At 62.5% G+C, this 15401-nt stretch carries 14 protein-coding genes; 11 read left to right on the top strand and 3 right to left on the bottom strand.

What is annotated here, in order from left to right:
• Positions 1 to 26: 26 nt before the first annotated feature.
• A complete protein-coding gene (locus tag WA145_RS07535) occupies positions 27 to 1541 on the bottom strand; it encodes an HDOD domain-containing protein (protein WP_422580981.1) in 1515 nt (504 codons plus the stop codon).
• Between the two features lie 119 nt (positions 1542 to 1660).
• Here WA145_RS07535 and motA point away from each other — a divergent pair, with 119 nt between their 5' ends.
• Positions 1661 to 2512 carry a flagellar motor stator protein MotA gene (motA, locus tag WA145_RS07540; RefSeq protein ID WP_422580982.1) on the top strand — a complete coding sequence of 284 codons (852 nt, stop codon included), beginning with the start codon at positions 1661 to 1663 and terminating at the stop codon, positions 2510 to 2512.
• Between the two features lie 8 nt (positions 2513 to 2520).
• Positions 2521 to 3540: a flagellar motor protein MotB gene (gene motB, locus WA145_RS07545; protein ID WP_422580983.1), complete on the top strand. Its 1020-nt coding sequence runs from the start codon at positions 2521 to 2523 to the stop codon at positions 3538 to 3540.
• 123 nt (positions 3541 to 3663) lie between these two features.
• On the opposite strand, the gene rsgA is transcribed toward motB, so the two are convergent.
• Entirely contained in the window at positions 3664 to 4695 is a 1032-nt protein-coding gene (rsgA, locus tag WA145_RS07550) for a small ribosomal subunit biogenesis GTPase RsgA (protein ID WP_422580984.1), read from the bottom strand.
• A gap of 119 nt (positions 4696 to 4814) precedes the next feature.
• On the opposite strand from rsgA, the gene WA145_RS07555 reads away from it, so the two are divergent.
• The gene (locus WA145_RS07555) at positions 4815 to 5594 is read left to right on the top strand and encodes a class I SAM-dependent methyltransferase (RefSeq protein WP_422580985.1); all 780 of its coding nucleotides are present in this window, start codon (positions 4815 to 4817) and stop codon (positions 5592 to 5594) included.
• Positions 5595 to 5670: 76 nt separating this feature from the next.
• The gene (orn, locus tag WA145_RS07560) at positions 5671 to 6213 is read left to right on the top strand and encodes an oligoribonuclease (RefSeq protein ID WP_275960545.1); all 543 of its coding nucleotides are present in this window, start codon (positions 5671 to 5673) and stop codon (positions 6211 to 6213) included.
• A 77-nt stretch (positions 6214 to 6290) separates the two neighbouring features.
• Here orn and queG read toward each other — a convergent pair whose 3' ends face one another.
• Positions 6291 to 7364, bottom strand: a complete 1074-nt coding sequence (gene queG / locus WA145_RS07565) for a tRNA epoxyqueuosine(34) reductase QueG (protein ID WP_422580986.1) — start codon at positions 7362 to 7364, stop codon at positions 6291 to 6293.
• 60 nt (positions 7365 to 7424) lie between these two features.
• Between queG and WA145_RS07570 the strand changes: the two genes are divergently transcribed.
• The 7 genes from WA145_RS07570 to hflX all read left to right on the top strand — a co-directional run bounded on the left by WA145_RS07570 (position 7425) and on the right by hflX (position 15396).
• Entirely contained in the window at positions 7425 to 8924 is a 1500-nt protein-coding gene (locus WA145_RS07570; RefSeq protein WP_422580987.1) for an NAD(P)H-hydrate dehydratase, read from the top strand.
• The gene (gene tsaE, locus WA145_RS07575; protein ID WP_422580988.1) at positions 8912 to 9379 is read left to right on the top strand and encodes a tRNA (adenosine(37)-N6)-threonylcarbamoyltransferase complex ATPase subunit type 1 TsaE; all 468 of its coding nucleotides are present in this window, start codon (positions 8912 to 8914) and stop codon (positions 9377 to 9379) included. The genes WA145_RS07570 and tsaE overlap by 13 nt, the downstream gene beginning before the upstream one ends.
• A gap of 7 nt (positions 9380 to 9386) precedes the next feature.
• A complete protein-coding gene (locus WA145_RS07580) occupies positions 9387 to 10817 on the top strand; it encodes an N-acetylmuramoyl-L-alanine amidase (RefSeq protein ID WP_422580989.1) in 1431 nt (476 codons plus the stop codon).
• Entirely contained in the window at positions 10814 to 12712 is a 1899-nt protein-coding gene (gene mutL / locus WA145_RS07585) for a DNA mismatch repair endonuclease MutL (RefSeq protein WP_422580990.1), read from the top strand. The genes WA145_RS07580 and mutL overlap by 4 nt, the downstream gene beginning before the upstream one ends.
• A gap of 29 nt (positions 12713 to 12741) precedes the next feature.
• The gene (miaA, locus tag WA145_RS07590; RefSeq protein WP_422580991.1) at positions 12742 to 13719 is read left to right on the top strand and encodes a tRNA (adenosine(37)-N6)-dimethylallyltransferase MiaA; all 978 of its coding nucleotides are present in this window, start codon (positions 12742 to 12744) and stop codon (positions 13717 to 13719) included.
• A 100-nt stretch (positions 13720 to 13819) separates the two neighbouring features.
• On the top strand, positions 13820 to 14080 hold the full coding sequence (gene hfq, locus WA145_RS07595) for an RNA chaperone Hfq (RefSeq protein ID WP_090249679.1): 261 nt from the start codon (positions 13820 to 13822) through the stop codon (positions 14078 to 14080).
• Positions 14081 to 14094: 14 nt separating this feature from the next.
• On the top strand, positions 14095 to 15396 hold the full coding sequence (hflX, locus tag WA145_RS07600) for a ribosome rescue GTPase HflX (RefSeq protein WP_422580992.1): 1302 nt from the start codon (positions 14095 to 14097) through the stop codon (positions 15394 to 15396).
• The last annotated feature ends 5 nt before the right edge of the window (positions 15397 to 15401 follow it).

The raw sequence follows: 15401 nt of genomic DNA on the forward strand, positions 1-15401 counted from the left end.
TAAAGGGACGGATTGTAGCGGAAAGCCTAACGGCTGCGACTGGCAAAGGTATTCAGGGCGCGCTCAATGCATTGCACGGTTTTGCCGAAACCCTGCACGCTGGCGTCGCTCAGCGCCCGCCCGCCCTGGTCGGCGAAGATCAGCATGACCACGCGGTTGTTGCTGGCGATCGAGCGGATCAGCAGGTGTTCGCTGGGGAACAGGCTTTTCAGCGAACCGGGCAGCATGGCGGAAAACTGCGCGATGTTGGCCGGGCTCAGTTTGAGTTGTGCCGGGGCGCTGAGCAGGCGACGCAACACCTGGCTGTGTTGTGGGTCAAGGCTGAGGCTGGCGGCGGCCTTGTCCAGGCCACTCTGCTGCTGGGTGATCAGGCGTGTGTGGTTGCGGTCCGCCAGCAGGATCAGTACCCGTTGTATGCCGCAGGCCTGGAGCGCCTGATTGGCGCAGGCGGTGAGCTGCAGCACATTGCTAAACGCGCTGGGCTGGGCGAGCAGTGGCGCGCAGTGCTGGCGCCACTCGCTGACGACCGCCGCTTTGGGCTGCTCGACTGTGGCTCGCAGGTGCCGCGTCTGCCACGGCCACAACAAGGCTTCTGCCGGATGCCAGAGGTCGGTGCCGGGCATCTGCCGGGCGCTGCTGACGGCGTTCTGGTGCAGCAACTGCTGAACGTTATCGAGCGGCAGTTGCAGGAATAAGCCAGTTAGGCGTTGCCAGCGCAGGCTGTGCGGGCTGTTCCAGGCGTAGTGCGCGGACAGCGCCAGGCCGTTGGCCAGTAGAATGCTGTTGGCCGGTTGCGTCAGCCAGCGCCGTAGGTGGCTGTCGGCGTCGAGGATCTGTTGCTGATGCAGGGGATGCGCATTGTCACGGGCGATGTGCAGCGCCTTGACCAGCAGGCGGCGGTCGCTGACCAGCAGTCGGTAGCCTTGAGTGACCCATTCCGGCAAATGCCACTGCTCGCTCAGGGCCAGGCACAGCTTAAGCAGGGGTACGCCCAGCAACTCTTTTTCGACCTTGGCTGCCGCTTCACCCTTGACCAGTACCCGCTGCTCCCAGGCCTCGAACAGCTCAGGGTGGGCGGCGAGCAAGGTCCAGATCGGTGCGAGAAACAGCAGGCTGCCCCAGTGCACTTCCTGCCACAGGCGCGCCAGGCGGCCGGCAAACAGGCCGTTGGCCTGGTGGCTGGCATGCTGGCTGATCAGCAGGTTTTGCCGCAACGCTTTGGGCAATTCCTGCTCGGGCAGGGCAGGCAGGGCATTGAGCAGGTCTTCAGTGCGTTTGATGCCGAGGCGGCTGATGGCGGCTTCGAGGCTTTCGGTTTGCTCACTGAGCCCGCTGCTCTTGCGGTTGGCTTCACGCAATACGCTGAGCGCCAGCGCTGGGCAGCCCTGCATCAGGTCTGCCAGCTCGCGCATCGAGCGATTACTGTCCGCCAGGGCGCGCCGCAGTTTTTGTTGGCTGTCGATGGAAGCAGGCAATAGCTGGCCGTCCAGCTGCTTGAGCCAGTCTCTCAGGGTGCGCGGATAGGGGGCGGGCTTTGGCATGCGGGTTGAGACAAGCTGGCTTTTGACCTTAACTGGCTATAGTCTCGCGCAAAACTTCCGATAAATAGAAGGGTTGTTTTGCAACACCCCTTTCTACCCTCTCTGGCAAGTCTCTTTCTATGGCAAAAATCATCGGCATCATTGTTGTACTCGCCAGCGTATTGGGCGGTTTTATTCTTTCCGGTGGCCAGTTTATGGCGTTGGTGCATCCCTTCGAGGTACTGATCATCGGCGGTGCGGCGCTGGGGGCGTTTTTGCAGGCCAACCCCGGCAGCGCCTTTATGCATGTGTTCAAGAAGTCGCTGAGCATGTTCAGCTCGCGCTTTACCCACAGTTATTACCTCGATGTGCTCAAGCTAATTTACGAAATTCTCAACAAGAGCCGTCGTGAAGGCATGATGGCCATCGAAGCCGACGTTGAAGACCCAGCGGCCAGCCCGATTTTTAGCAAGTACCCCGGTATCCTCAAGGATCAGCGGATGACGGCGTTTATCTGCGATTACCTGCGCATCATGTCCTCCGGCAACATGGCCCCGCATGAACTCGAAGGCCTGTTTGACATGGAAATCGCCAGCCTCAAGGAAGAGCTCGATCACCCCGCGCACGCCGTGGCCAAGGTGGCCGATGGCATGCCGGCCATGGGCATCGTGGCAGCGGTACTGGGCATCGTGATTACCATGTCGATCCTCGCCGAGGCCGGTAACGCGGAGATCGGCCAGAAGGTCGGTACCGCGCTGGTCGGTACTTTTCTCGGGATTCTGGCGTCCTATGGTTTCTTCGGCCCGCTCTCGGGGGCATTGGAGCACGATGCCAAGGAAGAGCTGAACGTTTATGAAGCGATCAAGGCCGGTCTAGTGGCTTCCGCCTCGGGTATGCCGCCATCGCTGGCCGTCGAGTTTTCTCGCAAGGTGCTGTTCCCAGCGCATCGTCCGAGCTTTATCGAGCTTGAGCAGGCCATGCGTGGGGGCTAAGGCATAGCATGGAAAACAACCAGCCGATTATCGTCAAACGGGTCAAAAAGGTTGCCGGCGGTCATCATGGTGGCGCCTGGAAAATCGCCTTTGCCGACTTTGCTACGGCGATGATGGCATTCTTTCTGGTGATGTGGCTGATGTCCGTGGCTACCCCAGAGCAGAAGAAGCTGATTTCCGGTTACTTTCAGGATCCGGTTGGATTCTCGGAAAGTGCCAGTCCCCATGTGATTGATCTGGGCGGTACGCCCACGCCGGCGCCGGATCGCACCCTCAACGATGAGCCGCAGGAAGAGCAGAGCCCGGCCGAAGATGCCCAGGCGGATGTGGACAAGCTGCAGGCCGAGTCAATCGCCGAAGAGATTGAGCGCGAACGTCTGGAGTTGTTGCTGCAGGAATTGCAGACCAAGGTTGAGGAAAACCCTCAGCTGCAGAACTTCAAGGATCAGATCCTTTTTGAAATCACCCAGGATGGTCTGCGTATTCAGATCATGGATGCCGAGAACCGGCCGATGTTCGCTTCCGGCAGTGCGCGCTTGCAGCCGTATTTCGAAGATATTCTGCTGGCCATGACCGACACCATCGCCGCCGTGCCGAACAAGATCAGCGTCAGTGGCCATACCGATGCTCAGCCCTTTGTCGGGCGCGGTGGCTATGGCAACTGGGAGCTGTCCGCCGATCGCGCCAATGCCGCGCGGCGCGTGCTGATTGCCGGCGGCTATGACGACGAGCAGGTCGCGCGGGTGGTGGGTTACGCGTCGTCGGCCTTGTTTGACCGGGAAAATCCGCTTAATCCGGTCAACCGGCGTATCGATATCGTGGTGCTGACCAAGAAGGCTCAACGGGCCATCGAAGGCGGGCAGAGTGATGCCGCGGACGATGCGCCTGCAGAACCGGGTGCCGCTCCCGTTGTGCCGGAGGCAGCGGTGCCGGCCGCACCAGGTGATCCGTTACCCGATGGGCCGTTACGTGAGCGCTTGAATATCTTCGAGGAGGGCGTGCTGCAGTTCGATCAGCCCACTGAGTGAACTGCAGCTACAGGTAAAAGGCCGCGATATGTCACGGCCTTTTTTGTTGATGGTGTGCCATCCCTGGCGGCCACCCGGCGGGCCGTCGCGGTGCGACGTTAAAAGTCGCTGCCGGCGATTTTTTCAGTACTCGGCTTCTGGCAGGCTGGCCAGGATTTGCCGGTAACTGGCCATGCGCTGCGGGTGCAAGCGACCGTCTTGCAATGCCTTGAGCAGGGCGCAGCCCGGCTCGCGGTCGTGTTTGCAGTCGCGAAAGCGGCATTGGCCGATCAGCTCGTGGAACTCGATAAAGCCCGCTTCAACGTCATCGCGGCTGACATGCACCAAACCGAATTCGCGAATGCCGGGTGAGTCAATCAGCTCGCCGCCACCAGGGAAGTGAAACAGGCGTGCGGTTGTGGTGGTGTGAGTGCCCAGGCCGGATAGCTCCGAAAGCGGGCCAACACGGGTGTCGACATCGGGTAGCAGGCTGTTGACCAGCGAGGATTTACCCACCCCGGATTGCCCCACAAACACACTGACATGCCCGTCAAGCTGCTGCGTGAGCTGCTCCATGCCGTCACCCTGATGCGCAGAGACCTCCAGCAGTGGATAACCCAGCTGGCGGTAAACGCTGAGCATGGCGTTCAGTGCCACAGCGTTTTGCTCATCAATCAGGTCGGCTTTATTCAGCAGTAATAGAGGGCGGATACCGGCGTGCTCGGCAGCCACCAGGTAACGGTCGATCAGGTTGGCGTGGGGCTCAGGCAGCGGTGCGAAGACGATCACGAGCAGATCGACGTTGGCCGCTACTGGCTTGAGCTGGCCGCGGGGGTCCGGGCGACACAATTCGGTGCTGCGCGGCAGTTGCGCGACGATTACCCCAATACCCTGGTTGCCGGCGCGCCACACCACCTGGTCACCGGTGACCATGGTCGGCAGGTTGGCGCGCAGGTGGCAACGGAATACCTGGCCGGCCAGTTCGCCATCCAGTGCTTCAACTTCGATCTGCACACCGAAGTGAGCGATCACCAGGCCAGTCTGTTCCGGGCCGAGGTCACCGCCTTCAAGAATTTGTACAGCCTGTGACTCGCGCTTGGCGGCGCGGGCGGCACGCTCGCCCTGGATTTTTTCGATACGCCAGTTTTGCCGGCGGTTGAGTTGGCGTTTGGCCATGGGTCTTCCGAGAGTTGAATTGTGCAATAAACGGTCGCGAGTCTAGCACGGGCGGCCTATTGAACTGCTGGCGCGGCTACACTGCGGCGCATCATCGGTCGGACGGTTGAGGAGTCTGCATGCTACGCGTTGTCCGCCAATACCCGGCGCTGCTGGCTTTGTCTGCCCAGGTGAGCGCGGCCTTGCTGGTCGGCCTAGCGCTGTATTTGGTGGCTCAGCTATCGCCCTGGCGGCCGACCGCATTGGCCGCCGGCCTGCTGCAAGGTTTGCTGGCTGCCACGCTGGCGTGCTACCTGGGGCTGTCGCGCTGGTGGTGCGGATTGAATCTGCTATTCGTTCCGGCACTGCTGCTGGCCAATGGTGCGCCGCTGCCGTCCTGGGTGTTTCTAGGCGGATTTTTCCTGTTGTTGCTGCTCAACTGGAATAGCTTTGGCGAGCGGGTGCCACTGTATTTGACGGGGTCCGGCACGCGTCAGTATTTGCGCGCAGTGCTTGACCAGCAGCCCGCGCAGTTTCGCTTTATTGATCTGGGTTGTGGTCCGGCCGGCACCCTGCTGAGCTTGGCCCGCCACTATCCGCAGGCGCAGTTTGTCGGGGTGGAAACCGCGCCGTTGTCCTTCGCCATCGCCTGGTTGCGCGCCGTGCCCCGGGGCAATTGCCAGATTCGCTACGAAAATCTCTGGCGCAGCGACCTGTCGGCGTTTGATGTGGTGTATTGCTTTCTGTCGCCCGCGCCGATGCCTGAACTGTGGGCCAAAGCCTGCGCGCAGATGCCGGCCGGCAGCTTGCTGATCAGCAATACCTTCGAGGTGCCGGGGCAGCCGGCGGACCAGCAGATCGAGCTGCACGACTGGCGTAAGTCGCGGCTCTTATTGTGGCGTATGCGTGGCGCGGCTTGAGCTCAATGCTGTACAGCCGAACGCAGTAGTTTTTCGGCGCCCTGTTAAACTGTCGGCCTTAGCCGAGGAGCGCAGCATGCAGAACCCGCAGAACCTGATCTGGATCGACCTGGAAATGACCGGTCTGGAGCCCGAAACAGACGTCATCATCGAGATGGCCACCATCGTCACCGACAGCGATCTGAATATCCTCGCCGAAGGCCCGGTGATTGCCGTGCACCAGAGTGATGAGCTGCTTGCCGGTATGGATGAGTGGAACACCCGCACCCACGGTCAGAGTGGCCTGACCCAGCGCGTACGGGAAAGCACGATCGGCCCGGCCGAAGCGGAAGCCATGACCATCGCCTTTCTTGAGCAGTGGGTGCCGAAGGGCAAGTCGCCAATCTGCGGCAACAGCATCGGCCAGGACCGGCGCTTCCTCTATAAGTACATGCAGAACCTGGAAGCCTACTTCCACTACCGCTATCTGGATGTCTCGACCCTGAAGATTCTCGCCGGCCTGTGGGCGCCGCAGGTCAAAGAGTCGTTCCAGAAGCAGGGCACGCACCAGGCGCTGGACGATATTCGCGAGTCCATCGCCGAGCTGAAGCACTACCGTCAGCACTTCCTCAAGGTCTAACGTATACAAAAGCCCGCTACTGCGGGCTTTTGCTCTGCGCTCCAGCGCGTAGCCCGGATTGCATCCGGGCTACCGAGCTAATTCGGTCTACGATTTCGATGCTGGGCTAATGCCCACTCAACGTGCTCGCGCACCAGCTCGGAGGGGTGCTCGCGGCGCGCTTTGAGCGCCTCCAGCACCGGGATGCTGGAGGGTGCATTGCCCAGGCCGACGGCCAGGTTGCGCAGCCAGCGTTCATAGCCGGCGCGGCGTAGCGGCGAGCCCTCGGTGCGGCTGAGAAATTCCTCCTCGCTCCAGCGGAACAGCTCGGCCAGCTCGGCGTTGTCCAGGCTATGGCGCGGCTGGAAGTCGCCCTGCTCGGTGGGCTTGGCGAAGCGGTTCCATGGGCAGACCATCTGGCAGTCATCACAGCCGAACACCCGGTTGCCGATCGGCGCACGCAGATCAAGGGGAATCGGGCCCTTCAACTCGATGGTCAGGTAAGAGATACAGCGCCGCGCATCCAGTACATAAGGGCCGACAAAGGCGGCCGTGGGGCAGATATCCATGCAGGCCGTGCAGCGCCCGCAATGTTCGCTGGCGTGAGGCGGGTCCACCGGCAGCGGCAGGTCGACGAACAGTTCGCCGAGGAAGAAGTAGCTGCCGGCCTTGCGGTTGAGCACCAGGGTGTTCTTGCCGATCCAGCCGAGCCCGGCCTGTTCGGCGATGGCCTTCTCCAGCACCGGCGCGCTGTCGACAAAGGCGCGGTAGCCGAATGGGCCGATCTGTTGCTGGATGCACTCGGCTAGCTGCTGCAGGCGCTTGCGGATCAGCTTGTGATAATCGCGGCCCAGGGCATAGCGCGACACATAGGCTTTCTCCGGCTGAGCGAGGCGCTGGGCCATCTGCGTGTCGCCGGGCAGGTAGTCCATACGCAGTGAGATGACTCTCAAGGTGCCGGGCACCAGTTCGTCCGGGTGCGAGCGTTTGCTGCCGTGGGCGGCCATATAGTCCATCTCGCCCTGGTAGCCAGCGTCCAGCCAGCGCTGCAGGTGCGCCTCGTGCTCGCCCAGCTGCACATCGGTAATCCCGACCTGTTGAAAGCCCAGCTCACGGCCCCAGTCTTTGATCGACTGGGCGAGGATGGCAAGGTCAAGGGTGTCAGTGTTCATATGAGGGCGGGTAACCGGGGCGCAGGTAGGTATAATTCTGCCAGACATCGGAGCCGACGCATGCTGCATTCGCCTGACAATCTTCCTCTGCCGCTGTACAGCGCCGCCCAAGTGCGCGAGCTGGATGCGCGATTGATCGCTGCCGGCACGCCGGGTTTCGAGCTGATGGACCGCGCCGCGCATGCCATCTGGCGTGCCCTGCGCCGGCGTTGGCCGGATGCGGGTGTGCTGACGGTGCTGGCCGGGCGTGGCAACAACGCCGGTGACGGCTACCTGGTGGCGGCCCTGGCGCTGCGGGCGGGCTGGCGGGTGCAGGTGCTGGCGGTGGGTGATGCGGCGCAGTTGCAGGGTGATGCCGCCCTGGCCCGTGATCAGGCGCTGGCAGCTGGCGTGGCGGTGCAGCCCTGGAGCGAGTGCGCCGAGCTGCAGGGCGTGGTGCTTGACAGCTTGCTGGGCACGGGCCTGCAAGGCGCGGTACGTGAGCCCTATGCCCAGGCCATCCGCCTGATGAATGCCAGTGGCCTGCCGGTGCTGGCGGTGGATATGCCGTCCGGGCTCTGCGCCGATACCGGTCTGGTGCTGGGGGTTGCCGTACGTGCAGAGCTGACGGTAACCCTGATCGGCCTGAAGCTGGGCCTGTTTACCGGGCAGTCGGCGGATTATCGGGGCGAGTTGCAGTTTGACGATCTGCAGGCCGACGCGGCCCTGGTCAAGGCCCAGGCCTTTACCGCCCAGCGCCTGGCGCAGGCCAGCTTGCCGCAGTTGCCGGCGCGCTCACCCAGCGTGCACAAGGGCCAGTTGGGCCATGTGCTGGTGGTCGGCGGTGAGCATGGTTTTGCCGGTGCGGGTCTGCTGGCGGCGCAAAGCGCGTTGCGCGCCGGTGCCGGCTTGGTCAGCCTGGCGACCCGCTGCGAGCATCTGCCGGCAGCGCAGGCGCGCTTGCCCGAGGTGATGGCCGCTGGCGTGGCCTCGGCCAATCAGCTGCTGGCCCTGGGCGCTAATGCCAGTGTCTGGGTGGTGGGCCCGGGTCTGGGGCAGGGCGCCTGGGGGCGCAGTCTGTTGTCGGCGGCTTCCGTCAGCCGTGCTGCGCAGGTGTGGGATGCCGATGCGCTGAACCTGTTGGCGCACGCGCAGGTCCAGTTACCAGCGGATGCCGTGCTGACGCCGCACCCCGGCGAAGCGGCGCGCTTGCTGAATATCAGTACGGCCGAGGTGCAGGCCGATCGTCCGGCGGCGGCCCGTGCCTTGGCCCAGCGCTATCAGGCTGTGTGCGTGCTGAAAGGTGCGGGCAGCCTGATTGCCGCGCCGCAGGGCGGCTTGTGGCTGTGTGATCGCGGCCATCCGGTCATGGCCGGCGCCGGCTTGGGCGATGTGCTGGCTGGGCTTATCGGCGCCTTGTGGGCTCAAGGGCTGCCGGCGCTGGAGGCGGCTCAGTTGGCGGTCTATCTACATGCCTGCGCCGGCGAGCAGCTGGCGCAGCAGGGGCGTGGCCTGGCGGCCAGTGATGTGTGTGCGGTTATTCGTCAATTGTTGCAGGAGCAGTCTGTGTGTCTGAATTAGAACTGTTTGCCGCCGATGAAGAGGCAATGCTGGCGCTGGGTGCGCGCATCGCCGAGGCGACCAGCGGCGTTGGCGTGATTTATCTGCATGGCGACCTTGGCGCCGGCAAAACCACCCTGTCGCGCGGCATTATTCGCGGCCTGGGCCATATCGGTGCGGTGAAAAGCCCGACCTTTACCCTGGTGGAGCCCTATGAAATAGGCGCGGTGCGCACCTTCCACTTCGACCTGTACCGTTTGGTCGATCCCGAGGAGCTGGAGTTTCTCGGTATTCGCGATTACTTCGAAGGGGATGCGCTGTGCCTGGTCGAGTGGCCGCAACGCGGCGCAGGCGTTTTGCCAAAGGCTGACCTGGACATTACCATTAGCCCGCACGGGGCTGGCCGGGCGCTGCGTTTGCAGGCGCAAGGCGCACGCGGCACCACCTGGTGCGCCGCTTTGGCCGTCGGGGCATGAATTGATTATGGGGTTGGCTATGCGCATAGGCGCGCGTTTCATCGCAATTGGAGTGGCATTGGTAGCCCTGGCCGCCGATGTAATGGCCGCTTCGGATGTGCGCAGTGTGCGGCTGTGGCGTGCGCCGGATAACACCCGTCTGGTGTTTGACCTGTCCGGGCCGGTGCAGCACAGCGTATTTCTACTGTCGTCGCCCAATCGCATCGTCATCGATGTCAGCGGCGCCAAGCTGGCCACCCGTTTCGACCAACTGACCCTGAGCAACACCCCGATCACCGGCGTGCGCTCGGCGCAGCGCACGCCCGAAGATTTACGCGTGGTGATCGACTTGTCAGCGGCGGTGACGCCGAAGAGCTTTACCCTGGCCCCCAATCAGCAGTACGGCCATCGTCTGGTTGTCGATCTGTTTGACCAGCCAAGCGGCGCCGCACCGAGTCTGCCCAGCACCAGCGTGGCCACCGCACCGCAAGTACCGGTGACGCCAACCCAGGCGCCGCCGAAGCTAACCCCGGTGCCCAATGGCAAGCGCGATATCGTGATTGCCATCGATGCCGGGCATGGTGGTGAAGACCCGGGCGCGCTGTCGCCGGTCAAAGGCCAGTATGAAAAGCATGTGACCCTGGCGATTGCCAAGGAATTGCAGCGGCAGATCAATGCCGAGAAGGGCTTCCGTGCCGAGCTGGTGCGCACCGGTGACTACTTTATCCCGCTGCGCAAGCGCACCGAGATCGCCCGCAAGAAGGGCGCCGACCTGTTTGTTTCCATTCACGCCGATGCCGCGCCGCGGGCGGCGGCATTTGGTGCATCGGTGTATGCGCTGTCGGATCGCGGCGCCACGTCTGAGACCGCGCGCTGGCTGGCCGACTCGGAAAACCAGTCGGACCTGATCGGCGGCGCCGGCAATGTCAGCCTGGACGACAAGGACAAGATGCTTGCCGGAGTGCTGCTCGACCTGTCGATGACCGCCTCGCTGTCCTCCAGCCTGAACGTCGGCAACAAGGTGCTGGGCAATATGGGCCGAGTGACACCGCTGCATAAGCGGCGGGTGGAGCAAGCCGGTTTTATGGTGCTGAAATCGCCGGATATTCCGTCGATCCTGGTGGAGACCGGGTTTATCTCCAACCCCAACGAAGCCCGCAAGCTGTCCAGCGCTAGTCATCAGCAAGCGCTGGCGCGCTCGATTGTTACGGGCGTGCGGCAGTTCTTCCATGAAAACCCGCCGCCCGGCACCCATGTGGCCTGGCTGCGTGACAACGGCAAGATTGCCCTCGGGCCGCGCGAGCATGTGGTCAGCTCTGGCGAAAGCCTGGCGCTGATTGCCCAGCGCTATCAGGTCAGCCTGGCCGTGCTGCGCAGTACCAACGCGCTGAAAAGCGATGTGATCAAGGTCGGCCAGCGTTTGCAGGTTCCCGCGACTGCTCTGGCTGCGCAGCCATGAGCAGCCATGCGCCGTCAGTAAGAGAGACCGCACGTATCCAGCTGCTCAGCCCGCGGCTGGCGAACCAGATTGCTGCCGGTGAAGTGGTCGAGCGTCCGGCCTCGGTAATCAAGGAGCTGTTGGAAAACAGCCTGGATTCCGGTGCAAAACGCATCGAGGTGGATGTCGAGCAGGGCGGCGTCAAGTTGCTCAAAGTGCGTGATAACGGCAGTGGCATTTCCCCGGATGACCTGCCGCTGGCACTGGCCCGCCACGCCACCAGCAAGATTCGCGAGCTGGAAGACCTGGAGCAGGTGATGAGCCTGGGCTTTCGTGGCGAGGCGCTGGCCTCGATCAGCTCGGTGGCGCGCCTGACCCTGACCTCGCGCACCGAAGGTGCCGAGCAGGCCTGGCAGGTGGAAACCGAAGGCCGTGATATGCAGCCGCGCGTGCAGCCTGCGGCGCACCCGGTCGGCACCTCGGTAGAAGTGCGCGACCTGTTCTTCAACACCCCGGCGCGGCGCAAGTTTCTCAAGACCGAAAAAACCGAATTCGATCACCTGCAGGAAGTCATCAAGCGCTTGGCCCTGGCGCGTTTTGATGTGGCCTTCCATCTGCGCCACAACGGCAAGAGCGTGCTCGGTCTGCATGAGGCGCCGGATGAGCAGAGTCGCGCGCGGCGGGTGGCCTCGGTTTGCGGCCCGGCGTTTCTCGAGCAGGCGCTGCCCATCGATATCGAGCGCAACGGTCTGCACCTATGGGGCTGGGTGGGCTTGCCGACCTTCTCCCGTAGTCAGGCGGACCTGCAGTATTTCTATGTGAACGGGCGCATGGTGCGCGACAAGCTGGTCGCCCACGCGGTGCGTCAGGCTTACCGCGATGTGTTGTTCAACGGCCGCCATCCGACTTTTGTGCTGTTTCTGGAGATCGACCCCTCGGTGGTCGATGTCAACGTGCACCCGACCAAGCACGAAGTGCGCTTCCGTGATGGCCGTATGGTGCATGACTTCCTCTACGGCACCCTGCACCGTGCGCTTGGCGAGGTGCGCCCGGAAGATCAGCTGGCGGCACCGGCGACGGTCAACGAGATGTTGCGCCCTAGCGGTCAGGCTGCTGGCGAGTTTGGCCCGCAGGGTGAAATCGGTTTGGCTGCCAGCTTGTTACAGCCTGCGCCCAGCGGCTCGGTGTGGCGTTCGCCGGGCGCCGGTTATCAGGGGGCGCGTCCGGAAGCGGTTTTGCCGGCCGCCGAAGCCCAGGGTGCCTACCGTGAATTTTTCTCGCCCCTGGCTACGGCGCCGGCTCCAGCGGGTCTGCCGGATGCGCAAGGCGATATTCCGCCCCTGGGTTATGCCATCGCCCAGCTCAAGGGCATCTATATCCTCGCCGAGAACGTTCAGGGTCTGGTGGTGGTGGATATGCATGCCGCCCATGAGCGCATCACCTATGAGCGGCTCAAGGTGGCCATGGCCAGTGAAGGCCTGCGCGGCCAGCCGTTGCTGGTGCCGGAGTCGATCGCCGTAAGCCAGCGTGAGGCCGACTGCGCCGAAGAGCATGCCGAGTGGTTCCAGCGTTTGGGGTTTGAGCTACAGCGTTTGGGCCCGGAAACCCTGGCTATCCGGCAGATTCCTGCATTGCTCAAGCAGGCCGAGGCCACGCGTCTGGTGCAGGATGTGCTGGGTGATCTGCTCGAGTATGGCACTACCGACCGTATTCAGGCGCACCTCAATGAGCTGCTTGGCACTATGGCCTGCCACGGCGCGGTGCGCGCCAACCGGCGCCTGACCTTGCCGGAAATGAACGCCCTGCTGCGTGACATGGAGCACACCGAGCGCAGCGGCCAGTGCAACCATGGGCGGCCGACCTGGGCGCAGATGGGCATGGATGACCTGGATAAGCTGTTCCTGCGCGGCCGCTAGCCGCCGCGCCACTTAGAGAATTTTTGAGCATGTCCGAGCGCCTGCCTCCGGCGATTTTCCTGATGGGGCCGACTGCGGCCGGCAAGACCGATCTGGCCATCGAACTGGCGCGGGTGTTGCAGTGCGAGTTGATCAGTGTCGATTCGGCATTGATCTACCGCGATATGGACATCGGCACGGCCAAACCGGATAAGGCCACCCTGGCTGAATTCCCCCACCGTCTGATCGATATCCGTGACCCGGCCGAGAGTTATTCGGCGGCCGAGTTCCGTGCCGATGCCCTGGCGGCCATGGCCGAAATCACCGCGCGCGGGCGGATTCCGCTGCTAGTGGGCGGCACCATGCTGTATTTCAAAGTGTTGCTCGAAGGACTGGCGCAAATGCCCAGCGCCGACGCGGCGTTGCGCGCCGAACTGGAGGCGCGCGCCCAGGCCGAAGGTTGGGCGGTGCTGCATGCCGAGCTGCGTGCGGTTGATCCGCAGTCCGCTGCGCGTATCCATCTCAATGACCCGCAGCGCCTGATTCGCGCCCTTGAGGTCTATCACCTGAGCGGGCAAAGCATGACCGCCCATCGTCAGCGCCAGGCGGCAGAAAATACTGCCGGCGGCGCATCGGTGGCGCGGCAATTCCCCTATACTGTGGCGCAATTGGCCATTGCCCCGGCGCAAAGGCAGCTGTTGCACGAGCGAATTGCCCTGCGATTTCGCCTGATGCTGGAACAGGGGCTGGTGGCCGAGGTCGAACGCCTGCGTCAGCGCAGTGACTTGCACGTTGGGCTACCGTCTATACGGGCGGTGGGTTATCGCCAAGTCTGGGATTATCTGGACGGCAACCTCGATGCAGAGCAGATGCAGGAGCGCGGCATTATCGCCACGCGCCAGCTGGCCAAGCGACAGTTCACCTGGTTACGTGGTTGGCAGCAGGATGTGCACTGGCTCGATAGCGCCGACTGCGACAATCTGCCGCGTGCCTTGAAATACCTGGCAGCGGTCTCCATATTGACCTGAGACCTTGCCGTTGGCCGTCTATCCTTGGGGTGTGACGGCTTTAAGCCGTTCGTTGGGTTACTAAAATTATTGAAAATTGATCCTTAAAGGAGTGCGGCACATGTCAAAAGGGCATTCGCTACAAGACCCTTACCTGAATACCTTGCGCAAAGAGCGCGTCCCGGTTTCTATTTATTTGGTTAACGGCATCAAGCTGCAAGGCCAGATCGAATCTTTCGACCAGTTCGTGATTTTGCTGAAAAACACTGTCAGCCAGATGGTCTATAAACACGCCATTTCCACTGTAGTGCCTAGCCGTCCGGTGCGTCTGCCGAGCGCCAGCGAAACCGAGCAAGCCGAAGCTGAGCCTGGTAACGCCTGATTTAGGAGGCTGCATTGTTCTTCGAGCGCCATGAAGGTGGAGAGCGGGCCATTCTGGTTCATCTGGACGGCCAAAATTCCGAGGCGCGCGAGGATCCGCAGGAGTTTCAGGAGCTGGCCATCTCGGCTGGTGCTGAAACTGTCGCGTTCCTCAGTGTTCCGAGCAATCGGCTGACGGCCAAGTACCTGATCGGCAGTGGCAAAGTTGAAGAGCTGCGTGATCAGGTCAAGGCCGCCGAGGCTGATCTGGTTATCTTCAATCACGTCCTCACGCCCAGTCAGGAACGTAACCTTGAGCGTGCTTTCGAGTGTCGAGTATTGGACCGTACCGGTCTGATCCTCGATATCTTTGCCCAGCGCGCGCGTACCCATGAAGGCAAGTTGCAGGTCGAGCTGGCCCAGCTCGATCACATGAGTACGCGGCTGGTGCGCGGCTGGACCCACCTTGAGCGGCAGAAAGGCGGTATCGGTCTGCGCGGCCCGGGTGAAACCCAGCTGGAAACCGACCGCCGTTTGCTGCGTGTGCGGATTCGCCAGATCAAGCAGAAGTTGGAAAAGGTGCGCAGCCAGCGTGAGCAGGCGCGGCGTGGCCGTCAGCGTGCGGATATTCCTTCGGTGTCGCTGGTGGGTTACACCAACGCCGGCAAGTCGACTTTGTTCAATACCCTGACTACCTCGGACGTGTATGCGGCCGATCAGCTGTTTGCCACCCTCGATCCCACGCTGCGTCGTCTGGACCTTGATGACCTGGGGCCGATTGTGCTGGCCGATACCGTGGGTTTTATCCGGCATCTGCCGCACAAGCTGGTTGAGGCGTTCCGCGCCACGCTTGAGGAATCGAGTAACTCCGATCTGCTGTTGCATGTGATCGACTCCCACGAGCCCGAGCGTGATCAGCAGATTGAACAGGTGTTGGCGGTGCTGGGTGAGATCGGTGCCCATGAACTGCCGATGCTTGAGGTGTACAACAAGCTCGACCTACTCGAAGGTGTGGAACCGCAGATTCAGCGCGATGCCGATGGCAAGCCGCAGCGGGTCTGGCTATCGGCACGTGACGGGCGTGGTTTGCCGTTGTTGCGTCAGGCCATCGCCGAGCTGTTGGGTGATGACCTGTTTGTCGCTACCTTGCAGCTACCGCAGCGCCTGGGGCGTTTGCGTGCACAGTTCTTCGCCTTGGGCGCAGTGCAGAGCGAGTCGCATGCCGAGGACGGTAGCAGTCTGCTGGCCGTGCGGTTGCCGCGCATCGAGCTGAATCGGCTGGTCAGCCGTGAAGGGCTAAAGCCGCAGGAATTTATTGAGCAACACACTTTGCAATAAAGCCT

The organism is Pseudomonas sp., from assembly GCF_049301935.1.
In the GTDB taxonomy this organism is placed as follows: Bacteria; Pseudomonadota; Gammaproteobacteria; order Pseudomonadales; family Pseudomonadaceae; genus Aquipseudomonas.